This window comes from Streptosporangium sp. NPDC000563 (assembly GCF_040299985.1).
Classification (GTDB): domain Bacteria; phylum Actinomycetota; class Actinomycetes; order Streptosporangiales; family Streptosporangiaceae; genus Streptosporangium.
The window spans coordinates 475,725-492,333 of record NZ_JBEPDA010000001.1 but is presented as its reverse complement, the minus strand read 5'-3'; the positions used below and the strand labels follow the sequence as shown (position 1 = coordinate 492,333).

General features: G+C 68.7%; 17 protein-coding genes. 11 read left to right on the top strand and 6 right to left on the bottom strand.

All coding sequences use genetic code 11. The annotated features are described in order from the left end of the window. Positions 1–296: 296 nt before the first annotated feature. Positions 297–1,451: a putative hexosyltransferase gene (locus ABT352_RS02255; RefSeq protein ID WP_350941837.1), complete on the top strand. Its 1,155-nt coding sequence runs from the start codon at positions 297–299 to the stop codon at positions 1,449–1,451. A gap of 165 nt (positions 1,452–1,616) precedes the next feature. On the opposite strand, the gene ABT352_RS02250 is transcribed toward ABT352_RS02255, so the two are convergent. Continuing rightward, entirely contained in the window at positions 1,617–2,375 is a 759-nt protein-coding gene (locus ABT352_RS02250) for a deoxyribonuclease IV (protein WP_350941836.1), read from the bottom strand. Positions 2,376–2,470: 95 nt separating this feature from the next. Between ABT352_RS02250 and ABT352_RS02245 the strand changes: the two genes are divergently transcribed. Beyond that, positions 2,471–2,653 (top strand): hypothetical protein, encoded by a 183-nt coding sequence (locus tag ABT352_RS02245; RefSeq protein ID WP_350941835.1) that lies wholly within the window; start codon positions 2,471–2,473, stop codon positions 2,651–2,653. Positions 2,654–2,826: 173 nt separating this feature from the next. Here ABT352_RS02245 and ABT352_RS02240 read toward each other — a convergent pair whose 3' ends face one another. Next, the gene (locus ABT352_RS02240; protein ID WP_350941834.1) at positions 2,827–3,129 is read right to left on the bottom strand and encodes a hypothetical protein; all 303 of its coding nucleotides are present in this window, start codon (positions 3,127–3,129) and stop codon (positions 2,827–2,829) included. 265 nt (positions 3,130–3,394) lie between these two features. Between ABT352_RS02240 and rpsF the strand changes: the two genes are divergently transcribed. The 7 genes from rpsF (at position 3,395) to ABT352_RS02205 (ending at position 8,129) form a co-directional block, all read left to right on the top strand. Then, positions 3,395–3,685: a 30S ribosomal protein S6 gene (rpsF, locus tag ABT352_RS02235; RefSeq protein WP_350941833.1), complete on the top strand. Its 291-nt coding sequence runs from the start codon at positions 3,395–3,397 to the stop codon at positions 3,683–3,685. Between the two features lie 77 nt (positions 3,686–3,762). Continuing rightward, positions 3,763–4,317, top strand: coding sequence for a single-stranded DNA-binding protein (locus tag ABT352_RS02230; protein WP_350941832.1), 555 nt, complete (start codon positions 3,763–3,765; stop codon positions 4,315–4,317). 107 nt (positions 4,318–4,424) lie between these two features. Next, the gene (rpsR, locus tag ABT352_RS02225) at positions 4,425–4,661 is read left to right on the top strand and encodes a 30S ribosomal protein S18 (protein WP_344892480.1); all 237 of its coding nucleotides are present in this window, start codon (positions 4,425–4,427) and stop codon (positions 4,659–4,661) included. A gap of 14 nt (positions 4,662–4,675) precedes the next feature. Further along, entirely contained in the window at positions 4,676–5,122 is a 447-nt protein-coding gene (gene rplI / locus ABT352_RS02220) for a 50S ribosomal protein L9 (RefSeq protein ID WP_344744211.1), read from the top strand. Between the two features lie 317 nt (positions 5,123–5,439). Continuing rightward, entirely contained in the window at positions 5,440–6,327 is an 888-nt protein-coding gene (locus ABT352_RS02215; protein ID WP_350941831.1) for an ABC transporter substrate-binding protein, read from the top strand. A 121-nt stretch (positions 6,328–6,448) separates the two neighbouring features. Beyond that, positions 6,449–7,315, top strand: coding sequence for an amino acid ABC transporter permease (locus ABT352_RS02210; protein WP_350941830.1), 867 nt, complete (start codon positions 6,449–6,451; stop codon positions 7,313–7,315). 70 nt (positions 7,316–7,385) lie between these two features. Continuing rightward, positions 7,386–8,129: an amino acid ABC transporter ATP-binding protein gene (locus ABT352_RS02205; protein WP_350941829.1), complete on the top strand. Its 744-nt coding sequence runs from the start codon at positions 7,386–7,388 to the stop codon at positions 8,127–8,129. A 103-nt stretch (positions 8,130–8,232) separates the two neighbouring features. On the opposite strand, the gene ABT352_RS02200 is transcribed toward ABT352_RS02205, so the two are convergent. Both ABT352_RS02200 and ABT352_RS02195 read right to left on the bottom strand, forming a co-directional pair. Next, positions 8,233–9,801 carry an APC family permease gene (locus ABT352_RS02200; RefSeq protein ID WP_350941828.1) on the bottom strand — a complete coding sequence of 523 codons (1,569 nt, stop codon included), beginning with the start codon at positions 9,799–9,801 and terminating at the stop codon, positions 8,233–8,235. Between the two features lie 220 nt (positions 9,802–10,021). Next, the gene (locus tag ABT352_RS02195) at positions 10,022–11,341 is read right to left on the bottom strand and encodes an MATE family efflux transporter (protein WP_350943524.1); all 1,320 of its coding nucleotides are present in this window, start codon (positions 11,339–11,341) and stop codon (positions 10,022–10,024) included. A 442-nt stretch (positions 11,342–11,783) separates the two neighbouring features. On the opposite strand from ABT352_RS02195, the gene dnaB reads away from it, so the two are divergent. Next, positions 11,784–14,423 carry a replicative DNA helicase gene (dnaB, locus tag ABT352_RS02190; protein WP_350941827.1) on the top strand — a complete coding sequence of 880 codons (2,640 nt, stop codon included), beginning with the start codon at positions 11,784–11,786 and terminating at the stop codon, positions 14,421–14,423. Between the two features lie 99 nt (positions 14,424–14,522). On the opposite strand, the gene ABT352_RS02185 is transcribed toward dnaB, so the two are convergent. After that, positions 14,523–15,095 (bottom strand): TetR/AcrR family transcriptional regulator, encoded by a 573-nt coding sequence (locus tag ABT352_RS02185; protein WP_350941826.1) that lies wholly within the window; start codon positions 15,093–15,095, stop codon positions 14,523–14,525. Continuing rightward, a complete protein-coding gene (locus ABT352_RS02180) occupies positions 15,088–15,924 on the bottom strand; it encodes an alpha/beta fold hydrolase (protein ID WP_350941824.1) in 837 nt (278 codons plus the stop codon). The genes ABT352_RS02185 and ABT352_RS02180 overlap by 8 nt, the downstream gene beginning before the upstream one ends. A gap of 237 nt (positions 15,925–16,161) precedes the next feature. Between ABT352_RS02180 and ABT352_RS02175 the strand changes: the two genes are divergently transcribed. Further along, positions 16,162–16,431 carry a metal-sensitive transcriptional regulator gene (locus tag ABT352_RS02175; protein WP_350941823.1) on the top strand — a complete coding sequence of 90 codons (270 nt, stop codon included), beginning with the start codon at positions 16,162–16,164 and terminating at the stop codon, positions 16,429–16,431. Positions 16,432–16,609: the final 178 nt, after the last annotated feature.

Below are 16,609 nucleotides of genomic sequence, written 5' to 3'. Positions count from 1 at the left end.
GCCGGTCAGGTAACCGCACAAAGTGTTGATCAACACCGAATGCGGCCGGGCCGACCTGTCGCGACCTGCGGTTCAGCCGAAGGCCGGACACCGCGTGGGCTTTACTTGACCGGTGCTCCGACGTCGGGGCCGTTCGGCGAGCCGAGCTCTCTCGGGGTGACAGGGGGCCGGGGAAAGGCCGGGGCGTCCAGGGCTCGGCCGAGGTGACAGCCGAGGTGACAGGGGGTCGGATGGGCCTGTTCGGTGAGCGTTCACATCTGGCGGTTCGCCCAGATGATCCGGGACAATTCGACCTTGTGACCACTCCCCCCGCTCCTCCGCGAGACGCGCCTCCCGCGCCTTCCGCTCCTGAGCGCCATGTCGCGACGGAAGGGCTGCTGCTCTGGCTGGCCTCCAGGTTGGGAATCGTCGTACTGGTCGTCATCGGCTCTCAGGCGCTCATGGAGGGGGACGCCCTACCGGCGCCCTTCCTGGAGCGCTGGCGCAACTGGGACGCCAACCTGCTCGTCACCATCGCCGAACACGGGTACGGCGGGCCTCCGGGCAGCGAGCCCGACAGGGGGTTGCCCGCCTTCTTCCCCGGAATGCCGCTGATGCTCCGCGCGGTGCATCTCGCGATCGACGACTGGACGCTCGCCGGGCTGCTCATCTCCCTGGTGGCCGGCGCCGTCGCGATGACGGCGCTCGCCAGGCTCGCCGAGTTCGAGGGGCCGCGGGGAGCGGGCCGGTACGCGGTGCTCGCGCTGCTGCTCTGGCCGATGGCGGTGTTCCTGTTCGCGGGCTACAGCGAGGCGCTCTTCCTCGCCTTCGCCATCCCCGCCTGGCTCGCGGCGCGTCAGGGCCGCTGGCCGCTCGCCGCGGCCCTGGCGGCGGGCGCCTCCTGCGTGCGCATCACCGGCCTGTTCCTCGCCGTCGCGCTGATCGTGGAGTTTCTCGTCCGCAGGCACCCGCTACGGCAGGTGGGGTGGCTGCTCCTTCCGTTCGTGCCGCTCGCCCTCTACTCCGCCTACCAGTACTCCCGTACGGGTGACTGGCTGGCCTGGAAGACCGCGCAGGAGGCCGGTTGGGGACGTTACATGGTGTGGCCCTGGGAGTCGTGGAACACGACCTTGGGCGCGGCGACGGGCGAGGGGCGGATGGCCTGGGCGTTCCGGCTGGAGATCGCGGGGGCGATCGTCGGGGTCGCGCTCGTGCTTCTCCTGCTCTACCTGCGGAGATGGAGCGAGTTCGTCTATGTGGGACTCCAGGTGGGCGCCCTGGTGTGTTCCGCCTACTACCTGTCGGTACCGCGCTCGGCGCTGCTGTGGTGGCCGCTCTTCGTCCTGATCGGCAGGGCGAGCAGCGGTCCTGAGCCGTGGCGACGATGGATCATCCTCGGCTACGCCCTGGTGATGGGACCGTTGATGGCGCTCAACGCGTTGATCTTCGCCGACGGCGCCTGGGTGGGCTGAGCCGCAGGGGTTACCCCTCTACCCACTCTCCGGAAAAAGTAATCCCATGAAGTTATCCACAGGCTGTGGATCAACGGGCTGTGGATCGGCTTTCGCCCACCGGCGAGACGTTCTCCGCGGTGCCGCCGTCCGGCGGCACCGCCACCCGGGCCCCGGAACCTCGCCTCAGAGCTTCGTCCGGAGGAAGGCGATGTCCTCGGCCTGGCCGTCGAAGGGGGTCTCCACCACGATCGGCGCGTTCGCGCTCCGGCACACGCCCAGGATGAGCTCGGGGTCGATCTGACCCGCGCCCAGGCTCGCGTGCCGGTCGGCGCCGGAGTCGAAGGCGTCGCGCGAGTCGTTGCAGTGGACCAGGTCGATCCTGCCGGTGATCGCCATGACCCGCTCGACCACGTCCGCCAGGTCCTCACCACCCGCGTGCGCGTGGCAGGTGTCGAGGCAGAAGCCCACGTCGAAGCCGTCGAGCGCGTCCCACAGCCGGGCGATGCGCTCGAGCTTGCGCGCCATCGCGTTGCCGCCGCCCGCGGTGTTCTCGATGAGGACGGGGACCCCGTGCTCCTCAAGGCGCTCGAACACCTTGCGCCAGTTGTCGAAGCCCTTCTGCGGGTCGTCTCCGGCGCCGACGTGCCCGCCGTGGACGATCAGACCCCGGGCGCCCAGCTCGGCCGCCGCCGCGAGGTGCGCGCTCAGCAGCTTGCGGCTGGGAATGCGCACCCGGTTGTTGACGGTCGCGACGTTGATCACGTAGGGGGCGTGGACGTAGACCTCCACGTCCGAGTCCTTGATCTCCCGGGTCTTCTCGCCGATGACCGGGGCCTTCCACCCCTTCGGGTCACCGAGGAAGAACTGCACGACCTGGGCGTCGCGTGCCCTGGCGTGGGCCAACGGGTCGTCCTGGTCGACGTGAGCTCCGATAAGCGGCATGTATCCGAGAGTAGCCGTTTCAACGCCGAGGGCAGGGGCAGTCGCAGGTCGCGCCCCACCGCCCGCCCCCACGGGCCGACCCCAAGGAGTTCCAAGTGGCTGCTCGCTATCGCAGAGGGATCAGTCTCATCGGTCTCATCTACATCCTGATCGGCATCTACGTCGCCTGGTTGTACGACTACATCACTCCCGCGCTCCTGAAGGACATCGCCGAGGCACTGCTCGCCGTCTTCCTGTGGTTCCTCATCCTGCTGGGCGTGGATCTGCGTCTCGGCTGATCCCGCGTCCCGTACGCGCCCCCGATCGCATCGGATCGGACACGGCCGCCGACCCGCGGCGAGGCGGCACGTACCGAGGACGGGGCCGGTCGTTCCCCGCTCGCGTTCGAGATCTTCAAGGGCCGGCTCGCGGCCAGGTCCTCGTCGGTGTGGCCCTCGTCAGGTTCGGGGCCCTACGGGAGGAAACCCCCGTTGCGGATGCCGAAGGCCACACCGACGAACGAGGCCACGATGCCCACGATGTTCAGCGCGCGCTCCGGTGTCGTGGCGGAGACGTACTGGGAGTAGAGACCTCCGCAGAAGCCGAGCACCCCGAGCCACGACGCGACGGGGTGCGCGGAGGGGATGAGCCCGGCCACGAAGGCGACCAGCCCGCAGAGGATCGTGCAGACGCTCAGCACGTTCTCCAGGGGATGACGCCGCCCGTCGCTGTTCAGCCTGAACCGGAAACGCCCGCTCGGGCTCTGTCCGGACACATGAGGCACCTTCATCGCCCCCTTTCCCATGAGGGCGTGTCCTGGAGAGGACGAACCCGTTTCCTGTGTGGGGACGTGCCCGGCGAGGCGACGGCCCAACCCTTGACGGGCTGGTAGGCTGGCACGGCTACGTCGAATGGGTGTGTCATGGCCCACCCTCCACCCCGAGCGCCGAAATGGGAGTTCCGGGGTGAAGCACGTCAGCGTCCTCCTGTCACGGCACGGTGTCGTGACCGCAAGAGTCCAGAGGAGGTTGGAAGTCAGCATGCGCCGTTACGAAGTGATGGTCATTCTTGACCCCTCGCTCGATGAGCGTACGGTCGCCCCTTCCCTCGACCAGTTCCTCACGGTCGTCCGCAACGACGGCGGCACCGTGGAGAAGGTCGACGTGTGGGGTCGCCGCAAGCTGTCCTACGACATCGCGAAGAAGCCCGAGGGCATCTACGCCGTCATCGACCTGAGCGCCGAGCCCGCCACGGTCAAGGAGCTCGACCGGCAGATGAACCTCAACGAGGGAATCCTGCGCACCAAGGTCCTGCGCCCGGACGTGCACTAATCTCCGGCATTTTGTCGGACGGCAGCCGTACTCTGAGCCGATAACCAGCGAAGGCCGCAGGAAGGGCAGCGCTAGCCATGGCAGCAGGCGACACCACGATCACCATCGTCGGCAACCTCGTCGACGATCCGGAGCTGCGCTTCACCCCCACGGGGCAAGCGGTGGCCCGGTTTCGCATCGCGTCCACTCCGAGGTTCCTCGACAAGACGACCAACGAGTGGAAAGACGGCGAAGGCCTGTTCCTGACCTGCAACGTGTGGCGGCAGGCGGCGGAGAACGCCGCCGAGAGCCTCCAGCGCGGCATGCGGGTCATCGTTCAGGGACGGCTCCGCCAGAGGTCTTACGAGACCAAGGAAGGCGAGAAGCGCACCGTCTACGAGGTCGAGGTCGACGAGGTCGGCCCCTCCCTGAGAAACGCGACCGCCAAGGTCAACAAGACCGCCCGTCAGGGCGGTGGCGGTGGCTTCGGCGGCGGTCCCGCCAACGACCCGTGGGCCTCCGCGGCGCCGGCCGCACCGCAAGGTGGCGGCTTCTCCGGCGGCGGCGGCAACAACTACGGTGGCGGCGGTCAGCAGCAGCAGGGTGGCGGCGGCTTCGGCGGCGGCGACTTCAGCGACGAACCGCCTTTCTAGGGACGCTCCTCCGGGACGGTCACGACCGCGCCCGGCATCCCGCGTCCCAGTCCATATCCGCAGCGACCATTCCCGCCTGACGGCGGGGCTCTGAAAGGAGCACCACGATGGCCAAGCCGGCACTGCGCAAGCCCAAGAAGAAGGTTTGCCTGTTCTGCCACGACAAGATCTCCTACGTCGACTACAAGGACACGGGGCTGCTTCGGAAGTTCATCTCCGACCGCGGCAAGATCCGTGCCCGCCGGGTGACGGGCAACTGCACCCAGCACCAGCGTGACGTGGCGACCGCTATCAAGAACGCTCGTGAGATGGCGCTCCTGCCGTACATGAGCACCGCGCGCTAAGGAGGTCCGGACAGATGAAGCTCATTCTCACCAGTGAGGTCACCGGCCTCGGCGCCCCCGGCGACATCGTCGAGGTCAAGAGCGGTTACGGCCGCAACTACCTGCTTCCCCGCGGCTTCGCGATCCTCTGGACGCGCGGCGGCGAGAAGCAGATCTCCTCGATCAAGAAGGCCCGCGACGCCCGCGAGATTCGCGACCTTGGCACCGCCAAGGAGGTCGCCGGTCAGCTGCAGGCCCTCAAGGTGGTCCTGAAGACGAAGGCCGGCGAGTCCGGCCGCCTCTTCGGCTCCATCACCACGGGTGACGTCGCCGAGGCCGTGAAGGCCGCCGGTGGCCCCCTGCTCGACCGCCGTCGCATCGAGATCGCCTCCGCGATCAAGAGCCTCGGCTCCCACCGGGTCAGCGTCAAGCTGCACCCGGAGGTCTCCGCGTCCCTCGATGTCGAGGTCGTCGCGGCCTGACAGGCCCCGTGAGACAAGGGCTCCTCTCCGTTCGCGGGGAGGGGCCCTTGTCCTTTCCCGGCCCTCCCGCGTCCTGAGGACGTGCTTTGCCCGGATCTTCGACGGGCACGGGGGTTCCCTTCCGGCCTTCCGGCAGCCGGGAGGGTGCTCCTTCCCGCTTCCGGAGAGCCTGCGGACCGTTCCCGCCCCTGAAAGCCTGGGGACCGCGGAAATCCCCTTTCCCGCCGGGAAAAGTTCATATGCTGGTACCCCGTTACCCCAGGTCACTGCGAATACATACAATTCGGAAATCGTTGCTTCGCCCTGGAGGTTTTGTCATGGTTCGTCCCTCGATGCTGTTCGCGCTCGGTGCCCTCGCGGCGACCGCGGTGGCCTGTGCGCCGGCTTCGGAAACGGCGACCCCGGCGAGCCCCGCATCCTCAACGTCCGGCGACGCCTCCGCGGCCCCCAGCGCCTGCGCCAAGGACAGCCCCGCGCTGAAGACCCCCGGCAAGCTGACCATCGGCACCGACAAGCCCGCCTACGACCCGTGGTTCAGCGACGACGACCCCACCAACGGCAAGGGCTTCGAGAGCGCGGTCGCCTACGCCGTCGCGGACCAGCTGGGCTTCGCCAAGGATGACGTCACCTGGGCCACGGTGAAGTTCGACTCCGCGTTCGCACCGGGCGCCAAGCAGTTCGACTTCGACGTGAACCAGGTCTCGGTGACCCCCGACCGGGCGAAGGTCGTCGACTTCAGCAAGGGCTACTACACGGTCAAGCAGGCCGTGGTCGCGCTGGACGGCTCCAAGATCGCCTCCACCACGGACCTCGCGGGCCTGAAGGACGCCAAGATCGGCGTGCAGATCGGCACCACCTCGCTGCAGGCGGTCAAGGACGTGATCAAGCCCTCGTCCGAGCCCAACGTCTACAACGAGCAGATCGACGCCGTCAACGCGCTGAAGAACAAGCAGGTCGACGCCGTGGTGGTGGACCTGCCCACCGCCTTCTACGTGACCGCCGCACAGGTCGAGAACTCCAAGATCGTCGGTCAGTTCGGCGCGGCCTCCGGTGAGCCCGAGGTCTTCGGCGCGGTCTTCGAGAAGGGCAGCCCGCTGGTGAGCTGTGTGAACGAGGCCATCGACAAGCTGACCGCCTCCGGTGAGCTGGCGAAGATCGAGACCGAGTGGCTCGGCTCCGCCGCGGGCGCACCGGAGCTGAAGTGACCCTGAAACACCCTCCGACACCGTCCGCGACCGGACCCGGCCCCGGAGCCGACGCGGACGCGGACGCCCGGGTCTCGCCACGGGCGCGGCGCGCGTACGGTCCGCGCCACGGCGGCGCTCGATGAAGAACGACGAGCGCCTGCGGGTTCCCGTCGACTGGCAGAAGAGCGAACGGCAGCTTGAGCGCGAGCGGCTCCGCAGGAGGGCGTCGATCCGTTCGAGCTCCGTCGCGACGGTCTCGACGATCCTCGTGATCGTCCTGCTGCTCTGGCTCTTCACGGCCTCCCCCGGCTGGCCGAGGGTGCGGGAGACGTTCTTCGACCTCGACCAGTTCACCGGGGCGCTGCCGGACGTGCTGAGCGGGTTCCTGCTCAACGTCAAGATCTTTCTGATCGCCGAGCCGCTCATCCTCATCGTGGGACTGCTCGTCGCGCTCGCCCGCAACCTCACCGCGCCGGTGTTCTTCCCGCTGCGTGCCCTGGCGGTGATCTACACCGACGTCTTCCGCGGCGTGCCCACGATCCTCATCATCTATCTCGTCGGTTTCGGCCTGCCCGCGCTCGGCCTGCAGGGGACACCGACGGACCTCGCGACGCTGGGCATCATCGCGCTCACCCTCTCCTACGGCGCGTACGTGGCGGAGGTCTTCCGTGCGGGCATCGAGTCGGTGCATCCCAGCCAGCGGGCCGCCGCCCGGTCCCTCGGGCTGAGCCACGGCCAGACCATGCGCCACGTGGTGGTGCCGCAGGCCGCGCGCAGGGTGGTGCCGCCGCTGCTCAACGACTTCGTCTCACTGCAGAAGGACACCGCGCTCGTCGCGACGATCGGCCCCCTGGAGGCGCTGCGGCAGGCGCAGATCCACGTCGCCAGCACCTTCAACTACACGCCGTACCTCGCGGCGGCGCTGCTGTTCATCCTGCTCACCATCCCGATGGCCCGCTTCACCGACTATCTGGCGGCTCGCTCGCAGAGACGGCGGGGCCAGTGAGCGTGCGTAACCCGGCGTACGGCGGCGTCCCGTCGCCCGGCGAGACGGCGACGGCACGGGAGGAGAGTGCATGAGCCTGCTCACCATCGAGGGGCTGTGGAAGAACTACCACGGCCACAACGTGCTGCGCGGGATCGACCTGGAGGTCGAGTCGCACGAGGTGGTCTGCCTGATCGGCGCCTCGGGCTCGGGCAAGTCCACCCTGCTGCGCTGCGTCAACCTGCTGGAGACCGCCGACGACGGCACGATCACCCTGGACGGCGAGGAGATCACCGATGCCAGGGTGGACCCCGACGACGTGCGCAAACGCATCGGCATCGTCTTCCAGGCGTTCAATCTGTTCCCGCACATGAGCGTGTTGGACAACATCACGCTGGCCCCGCGCAAGGTCCACAAGGTGAGCGGGAAAGAGGCCGAGGCACAGGCCCGCGACCTGCTGGCCAGGTTCGGCCTGGGGGACAAGGCGGACGCCTACCCCGACCAGCTCTCCGGCGGCCAGCAGCAGCGTGCCGCCATCATCAGGGCGCTGGCCACGCGGCCCCGCCTGATGCTGCTGGACGAGGTCACCTCCGCCCTGGACCCCGCGCTGGTCAAGGAGGTGCTCGGGATCATCAGGGAGCTCAAGGAGGGGGGCATGACCATGGTCCTGACCACTCACGAGATGGGTTTCTGCCGGGAGATCGCCGACACCGTCTGCTTCCTCGACGGCGGCGTGCTCCTGGAGCGCGGCACCCCCGAGCAGATCTTCACCGATCCTCGTGAGCCCCGCACCAGGGAGTTCGTGCAGAACGTGATCGACGCCCGGCGTCTCTGATCCCCTCTCGCCCGCGCGTCCCCGAAGCCGCGCGAGGGTCGTGAGGTCCACGGGCGTCTCAGTGGTCCGGCGGGCCTCATGGCCCGCGCGGTGGACGGTCAGCTCAGCGCCGGTGCCTGCCGCGAGGTCCGGCCGTGGGCCCGGGGCCGCCGGGCCGGCCGGGAGGGCCCTGTGCAGGGTCGTACCGCCCCGGAGCGGGGTCGGCGGGAGCCTCGGGGACGGGGCGCGCCATCGTGGCGAGCACGCTGTTGCGTCTGCCGTACACCAGGTAGACGAGCACACCGAAGGCCATCCAGATGATGAAGTACAGCCAGGTGATGAGCTGGAGGTTCACCATGAGCCACAGGCAGGCGAGGATCGTGGCGATCGGCAGGCCGGGAGAGAGCGGGGTGCGAAAACCTCTCGGCAGCTCCGGCATCGTCTGCCGCATCCTGATCACCCCGCCGGCCACGACGATGAACACGAACAGGGCACCGATCACGACCAGTGGTTCGAGCGTCAGCACGTCCACGAGCTCGGCCAGCAGGATCGCGACGAAGCCGATGACCAGGGTGACCCTTGTCGGGCTGTGATAGCTGCGGTTGATCTTGGAGAGCGGGCGGGGAATGAGCCCGTCGCGCGCCATGGAGAACATCACCCGGGTCAGGCCGACGAGCAGCACCAGGATGACGGTGGTGAGGCCGAGCACCGCCCCGATGTTGATGACGTGCACCATGAAACCCACGCCCGCGTCGCGGAAGGCGCTGGCGAGCGGTGCGTCCGTGTCGATCTCGTCGTACGGGATCATCCCGACCATGACCACCGCGACCGCGATGTAGATGACCGTGGTGATCACCAGCCCGCGGATGATTCCCTTCGGGATCGAGCGCGGGGCGTCCTCGGCCTCCTCGGCGGCGGTGGCCACGACGTCGAACCCGATGTACGCGAAGGTGATGGCCGCCGAGGCGGCGAAGATGCCGAACCAGCCGAACGCGCCCGTCTGGCCGAAGAGAAGACCGAGCAACGGGGAGTGCAGGGCGTCCTCGGCCTTCCCCCCGGGCGTCGCCGGCACCGGGATGGCCGCGAGGTTGCGCCGGTCGAAGTGGAGGGCGCCGATCACGATGACCGCGCCGATGGCGAGCAGCTTGGCGATCACGATGATCCACAGGGTGCGCAGTCCGACACGGGCGCCCAGGGCCACCACGGCGGTGAGGATCACCAGAATGAACAGCGTGAACAGGTCGAAACCCATGCTCTGGCCGACCACGCCCGCGACCGCGCCGGGAAGGTTCACCCCGAGGTCGGTGAGCATCTGGGCGGCGTAGAGCGACCAGGCGCGGGCCACCGCCGCCGTGGCGAGGAGGAGCTCCAGGATCAGCGCCCAGCCAACGACCCAGGCCCAGACCTCACCGAAGATGACGTAGGCGAAGGTGTAGGCGCTTCCCGCGGTCGGCATCGCGGAGGCGAGCTCGGCGAAGCAGAAGGCCACGAGCAGGCTGGTGATTCCAGCGATCATGAAGGAGAGGAACACGCCGGGTCCGGCCATGCTCGCCGCCTGGCGGCCGGCGAGGCCGAAGATTCCCGCGCCGATCATCACACCGATGCCGAGGACGATGAGGTCCGCCCCGCGATAGGCCGTGGGGAGGCCGTGGCGCGCACCGGTCCACCGGTCGGTGGCATGGTCCGGCGGCATGCGGCGAACGATCGAGGGGGAAGGGCCTTTGGGCACGACGTGACCAATCGTGGTGGGCTTTTAACCCTGTATCGAGGGACTTGTCTCACAGTGCCGCAGGAGAGTTTCGCAGGTCAAGGGCTATCCCATCACGTGGTGGATACCACAGTGTCACGCCCGGATCACCTGTTCGGCGGACACGTTGCGTCACCGGCGAGCCACTTTCGGGCGCTCGGACGTCTCAGCCGCCGACCACCAACCACGCCGTGCCGTACGCCCGCGTCGACAGGGTCACCAGCCGGGCCGCCATCCACAGCCCGAGCGCCAGCCAGAGTGCGACCAGACCGCCGCCCTTGAGATCCACCAGGAACGCGGCGGGCAGATAGGCGAGCGTCGTCCACACCCCCGCCCAGGCGAGGTAGCGCCGGTCTCCGGCACCGATCAGCACGCCGTCCAGCACGAACACCACCCCGGCGACAGGCTGCAGGGCGGCCACCACCCAGAGCAGGCCGAGCAGTTCGGCGGAGACGACGGGGCCCGCGTCGAACAGCGAGGGCACGAACGGCCTGACCACCACCACGAGGAGGCCGAGCAGCACGCCCGAGCCGACTCCCCAGGCCACCATCCTCCGGGTCGCGCCGCGGACTCCCGCCACGTCGCCGGCGCCCAGCGCGCGGCCGGTGATCGCCTGCCCGGCGATGGCGATCGCGTCCAGGGCGAACGCCATCAGGGTCCAGATCCTGATGGCGACGGTGTGCGCCTCGATCTGCTGCTCCCCCATGCGGGTGGCGACGGTGGTCGCGACGGCCAGCACCACCTGAAGGCACGCCGTGCGGATGATCAGGGCGACCCCCGCCGAGCCCGCCGCCCGTACGCCCGCCAGGTCGGGGCGGAACGGCGCGCGGTACCGGACGAGGATGAGGAGGAGGTAGACGGCGGCGGCGAGCGACTGGGCCAGCACCGTGCCCCAGGCCGAGCCCGCGATCCCCCAGCCCAGTCCCAGGACGAAGACGATGTTGAGCACCGCGTTCAGTCCGAAGGCCCCCACCGACACCAGCAGGGGGGTCGTGGTGTCCTGCATGCCGCGCAACACGCCCGTGCCCGCGAGCACCAGCAGCATGGCGGGGACGCCCAGCAGGCTGATCCGCAGGTAGGTCACCGCTTGCCGGGCGAGCTCGCCCTCGGCGCCGATCAGGTGGACCAGCGAGGGCGCGAGGGGCCAGACGACCACGATGATCGCCAATCCCACCCCCGCGGCCAGCCAGAGGCCGTCCACCCCCTGCCGCAGTGCCCGGCCGGTCTCGCCCGCGCCGATCTGCCTGGCCACCGCCGCGGTCGTGCCGTACGCGAGGAACACGCACAGCCCCACCAGGAAGGTCAGCACCGTGCTCGCCACTCCCAGGGCGCCGAGCGCGGGGGCGGGCAGCCGGCCGACGACGACGCTGTCGGTCAGCAGGAAGAGCGGTTCGGCGACCAGGGCGCCGAACGCGGGCAGCGCGAGCCGCAGGATCTGCCTGTCGTGGTCGCGCCCGGAGCCGCCGGGCCGATCGGCTCGACCGATCTGACCTGGTTTGTCGGATGAGCCGGAGCCGGACCGACCGGACCGGTCGGGTCGATCGGCCTGGTCGGCCCGATCGGGTCGGCCGGATCGAGGAGTAAGAGGCACTTATCCATTGTGCCTCTTACCTCCCAGCGGATCTCCGGCGGGATGAACCTCTCAGGACATGCCATCTGGGGCGACTTTCAGCGTGTCGCCCCAACTTTCTTTTCTCCACAGGCGGTGGATTAAGTTTTCCCTGGTCAGAGCGTTATCCACAGCTGTGGACAAGAGTTATCCACAGAACTGTCCCCAGGGTGCCCACACCTCTGGGGAAGAAGTGCACAGCTTATCCACACCTCTGTCGACAGGTCGCGTTGCCAGCCGGGCGTGGAGCCGCGAAACTGTCACACCGGTCCGCTACAAATAGAGATAACGTAACTGTGTTCGAAAGAGGGGGTGTGTGGTGAGCGTCGCGGAGCCGCCGGTCTTCGAGCCGAGATTCGAGCGCACCCCACCGAACAACATCGAGGCCGAGCAGTCGGTCCTGGGCGGCATGCTGCTGTCCAAGGACGCCATCGCCGACGTGGTCGAGATCCTGCGGTCCGACGACTTCTACCGCCCGGCCCACCAGATCATCTACGACATCGTCACCGACCTCTACGGCCGCGGCGACCCCGCCGACGCCATCACGATCCTCGACGAGCTGCAGAAGCGGGGCGAGGTCGCCAGGATCGGCGGTGGCGCCTACCTCCACACGCTGACCGCCATCGTCCCGACCGCGGCCAACGCCGGTTACTACGCGAGGATCGTCCGCGAGCAGGCCATCCTCCGCCGCCTGATCGAGGCCGGCACCCGCATCGTCTCCTACGGCTACGGCGGTCAGGACGAGGAGGTCGACGACCTCGTCGACCGCGCCCAGGCGGAGATCTACAAGGTCACCGAGCGCCGCACCTCCGAGGACTACGTCCCCCTGGCGGACATCATGCCGGGCGCCCTCGACGAGCTGGAGGCCATCGGCGGCCGGAGCGGCCAGATGGTCGGGGTCCCCACCGGTTTCCAGGACCTCGACTCCCTCACCAACGGCCTGCACCCGGGCCAGATGATCGTTGTGGCGGCCCGGCCCGCCATCGGCAAGGCGCTCGCTCTCGACACGCCGCTGCCCACTCCCGCCGGCTGGACGACCATGGGGGAGGTCGAGCCGGGTGACCACCTGATCGGTGCGGACGGCAGGCCGACACGGGTGGTCGCGGCGACCGAGGTGATGCACGGACGGCCTTGTTACGAGGTGGAGTTCAGTGACGGCACCGTGGTCGTCGCGGACGCCCGGCACCAGTGGCGGACGACCACGCGCGCGCGTCGCCGGCAGGACTCGGAGAGCCACCGGCCCGCCGAATTCATCGAGCACGTCGGGAGCGCGTACGAGACGTCGACGGCGGAGCCGACGAACGCCTCCGCGACCGCCGCCCACGAGGACGTCGTGACGACCGAGGAGATCGCCCGCACACTGCGCTGCGCCTCGGCGGACAGGCGACCGAACCACGCCGTCGCCGTCGCGGCGGCGTTCGACCTGCCCGAGCGGGATCTGCCGTTGCCCGCCTACGCGCTCGGAGTATGGCTTGGCGACGGTCACCCCGACGGTGCCGGGTTCACCACCATCGACTCGGAGATCGCTCTCAACCTGGAGGCCGAAGGGGTGCGGGTCACCCGTACGAGCTCCGATCTCCCCTACGCACTCGGTCTGCCGCATCCGTCGCCCGTGACGGACGTGACGGAGCGGCCCTGCACGGTATGCGGTGCCCTGTTCGTGCCCCGGACGTCCCAGGCGCGGACGTGCGGTCGCCCGTGCGGGGAAAGGGCCCGTCCGGTTCCGGCGACCAGGTGTCCCGACTGCGGTGGTCCGTCCAGCGGTGTGCGGCAGTGCCAGGCATGCCGGAACGGTCATGACACGGTGCGGGCCATCCTGCACACCCTCGGTGTCCTCGGCGACAAGCACATTCCCCAGATCTATTTGCGAGCCTCCGAGAAGCAACGGCGCGCCCTGCTCGCCGGTCTCCTCGACACCGACGGACACGTCGGCCGCGACGGCCGGATCCAGCTCGAGGTCACCGACAGGAGACTGGCCGAGGACGCCTGCGAACTGGTGCTGAGTCTCGGCTACCGGGCGACGACGAGGACACGGACGGTCAAAGACGGAAGCGTCGGCTCCTCCACCTTCTACATGATCGACTTCACGGCGGCGGACAAGGTGTTCCGGCTGTCCGGCAAGGCCGTCCGGCAGGTGACCACACCCCATCCGTCGACGCTCGTTCGATACATCGTCGACGTGCGGCCGGTGCCCTCGACGCCGGTGAGATGCGTGGAGGTCGACAACGCCGACCACATGTACCTTGCCGGAAAGACCTGCATCCCAACGCACAACAGCACTCTTGGCCTGGATTTCGCGAGATCCGCCGCCATCAAGCACGGCATGACCACTGTGGTGTTCTCGCTGGAAATGTCGCGCAACGAGATCACGATGCGCCTGTTGTCGGCCGAGGCGCGGGTGGCGCTGCACGCCATGCGGTCGGGCACGATGACCGATGACGACTGGGCGAAGCTGGCCCGGCGGATGGGCGAGGTGGCCGAGGCGCCGCTGTTCATCGACGACTCGCCCAACATGTCGATGATGGAGATCAGGGCCAAGTGCCGTCGCCTCAAGCAGCGCAACGACCTGCGGTTCGTCATCATCGACTACCTGCAGCTGATGTCCTCGCCGAAGAAGACCGAGAGCCGCCAGAACGAGGTCTCCGAGATCTCCAGGGCCATCAAGCTCCTCGCCAAGGAGCTGGAGGTCCCGGTGATCGCGATCTCCCAGCTCAACCGTGGCCCCGAGCAGCGAACGGACAAGAGGCCCATGGTGAGCGACCTTCGCGAGTCAGGGAGCATCGAGCAGGATGCGGACATGGTCATCCTGCTGCACCGGGAGGACGCCTACGAGCGCGAGTCGCCCAGGGCGGGCGAGGCCGACCTGATCGTGGCCAAGCACCGTAACGGCCCCACCGCGACGGTCACCGTGGCGTTCCAGGGCCACTACAGCCGTTTCGTCGACATGGCTCCTCACTAGACCTCGCCGTAGGGGGGCCGCGACCGGTGAACCGTTCCGCGTGGCGTGCCCCTCCGCGCCGGAGGGATCTGGAGGGACCCGTCCCAGACGGCGGCATTCTCACATGGCGCGCAGACCACGGTCGGTGAAGGCGATCAGCCACTCGAAGCTTTCCTCGACGTCCGCGCTCATCTGGAAGCCGTGGGCCGCCTGCAGGGTGGCGAAGCCGTGGCAGAGGGTGCGAAGCATGCGCAGGGCGTGATCCATGTCGGCCTCTCCGATCTCGTAGCCGCGCAACACCGCCCTGAACGTGCCGAGCGACCGCTGAGCCGCGGTGATCAGCGGATCGTCCGGATCGTCCGGATCGGACGGTTTCAAGCCGATCGTCGCGGCGTACCGGCCAGGGTGATTCAGGACGAAGGCGCGGAAGGCGTGCGCCGCGGCCGCCAGGGCGTCACGACCCGCGTACCCCTGGATCGCGCCGCCGATGGCGTCGGCGACCTCGTTCAGCGCCAGGACCGCGATACGACGGCTGAGGTCTTCCTGTCCGCTCACGTGCTTGTAAAGGGAGGGGGTGCGCACGTTCAGCCGTTCGGCCAGCAACCCCATCGTCAGGTTGGTGAGGCCCACCTCGTCGGCGAGGGCGGCACCGGCCGCGACCACGGTCGCCGGGTCCAGACCGGCCCTAGGCACGAGCGGCGTCCGAGCGGAGGAAGGCGAGCGTGAGCGAGACCACCTGGTCGGGGAACTGGTCGTGCGGGTAGTGCCCGGCGCCCTCGATCATCTCAAGGCGGCCGAGGCCGGAGGGCAGGCCCTCGACGATCGCCGAACCTTCGGCGTGCGGATCGGCCCAGTCGGGGTCGAGTGTGCCCATCACGACGAGGACCGGGCAGCGGACGTTGCCGAGCTGTGCGCCGGCGTCGGCCGGGGCGCTGCGGCCCATGGCCTGCAGGGCCTTCATCCGGCCCGGCTCGCGCATCAGGGAGTCGACGCGGCCGATCCGCTCGGCCCAGTGGGCCGGCTTCGCGCCGGGGTAGGCCACCTCGAGGTACGAGCGCCAGAGCCGCACGCTGCCGAGCACGGCGGTGCCGAGCAGCCGCAGCATGCCCTGCCGGAAGCGTTTCGTCCGCAGGTCGCCGACGCGGATCGACTGCTTGCGGGTGAACGGCGCCAGCTCGACGACCGCGGTGATCAGCGATGGCTCCTGCGCCGCGGCGATGGTGGCGGCACCGCCGGAGAACGAGTGGCCGACGAGCACGGCCGGACCGCCCAGGTGACGGATCACGGCGAGCAGGTCGCCGGCGGCGGCGGTGCGGCTCCAGGCCGGCCAGTCGACGCTGGACTCGCCGCAGCCGCGCAGATCGACCGCGGCGACCCGGTATCCCGCCGCCACCAGCGACGGGATCATGGCGCGGTACGCGGCGCGGCTGTCGCCCATGCCGTGAGCAAGAACGATCAGCGGGCCGGATCCGGTCACCTCGTAGGCGATCGTGCCGCCGTCGACGGCGAGATGTTCGCTCATGACATCCTCCGAGTTAGGCTAATAAAGTTAGCTAAAAGCTAATCTGATTAGCTTGCCTTGTCAACCACGAGGCCCCGGAAGCCTGTTCGATCGCCCCCTGTCGACATGTCGTGTGCCGCGGCCGTTGGGGTTCAAGGGTGTGGGCGGCGCCTCGCGGGCCGATGGCGAGCGTGATGTCCTGTCGTGATGAGGTTTGGGCTGATTTGCCGTTTATACCCCCCTGGGTATAGTGAGGCCATGGAACTGAAAGAGTCGATGCTCGGCGACGCCGTCACCCGCCTGCGCCGGGCTCAGGGGCAACTCGGTGGTGTGATCGCGATGATCGAGGCCGGCGAGGACTGCGAGAAGGTCCTGACCCAGCTCGCCGCCGTTTCCAAGGCGTTGGACCGGGCCGGGTTCAAGATCGTGGCCACTGGGATGCGCTACTGCGAGGCGGCCGAAAGTCGCGGCGAGCGGGCCCCTATGGACAGAGCGCAGTTGGAGAAGCTGTTCATGGCGCTCGCCTGAACCCTCTCCTGGCCGGACCCGATCGACTTCGGGTTCGACCATGTCCTCCATATACCCCCCCGGGTATAAGGGTCGCTTCCGTCGCCGGAGCGCCGCCGCTCGGCGCCGGGCCGGATCCCGGCCCGATGGAGTCGGCAGGGCGGGACATTCGGCCAGGCTGTTCCTTTTTTTATCCTCT

Excerpts from the sequence above, each read along its gene's own strand:
- ABT352_RS02250 (WP_350941836.1), bottom strand. The coding sequence starts at position 2,375 with ATGCCGCTTATCGGAGCTCACGTCGACCAGGACGACCCGTTGGCCCAC.
- rpsF (WP_350941833.1), top strand. The coding sequence starts at position 3,395 with ATGCGCCGTTACGAAGTGATGGTCATTCTTGACCCCTCGCTCGATGAG.
- ABT352_RS02230 (WP_350941832.1), top strand. The coding sequence starts at position 3,763 with ATGGCAGCAGGCGACACCACGATCACCATCGTCGGCAACCTCGTCGAC.
- rpsR (WP_344892480.1), top strand. The coding sequence starts at position 4,425 with ATGGCCAAGCCGGCACTGCGCAAGCCCAAGAAGAAGGTTTGCCTGTTC.
- rplI (WP_344744211.1), top strand. The coding sequence starts at position 4,676 with ATGAAGCTCATTCTCACCAGTGAGGTCACCGGCCTCGGCGCCCCCGGC.
- ABT352_RS02215 (WP_350941831.1), top strand. The coding sequence starts at position 5,440 with ATGGTTCGTCCCTCGATGCTGTTCGCGCTCGGTGCCCTCGCGGCGACC.
- ABT352_RS02210 (WP_350941830.1), top strand. The coding sequence starts at position 6,449 with ATGAAGAACGACGAGCGCCTGCGGGTTCCCGTCGACTGGCAGAAGAGC.
- ABT352_RS02205 (WP_350941829.1), top strand. The coding sequence starts at position 7,386 with ATGAGCCTGCTCACCATCGAGGGGCTGTGGAAGAACTACCACGGCCAC.
- ABT352_RS02200 (WP_350941828.1), bottom strand. The coding sequence starts at position 9,801 with ATGCCGCCGGACCATGCCACCGACCGGTGGACCGGTGCGCGCCACGGC.
- ABT352_RS02180 (WP_350941824.1), bottom strand. The coding sequence starts at position 15,924 with ATGAGCGAACATCTCGCCGTCGACGGCGGCACGATCGCCTACGAGGTG.
- ABT352_RS02175 (WP_350941823.1), top strand. The coding sequence starts at position 16,162 with ATGGAACTGAAAGAGTCGATGCTCGGCGACGCCGTCACCCGCCTGCGC.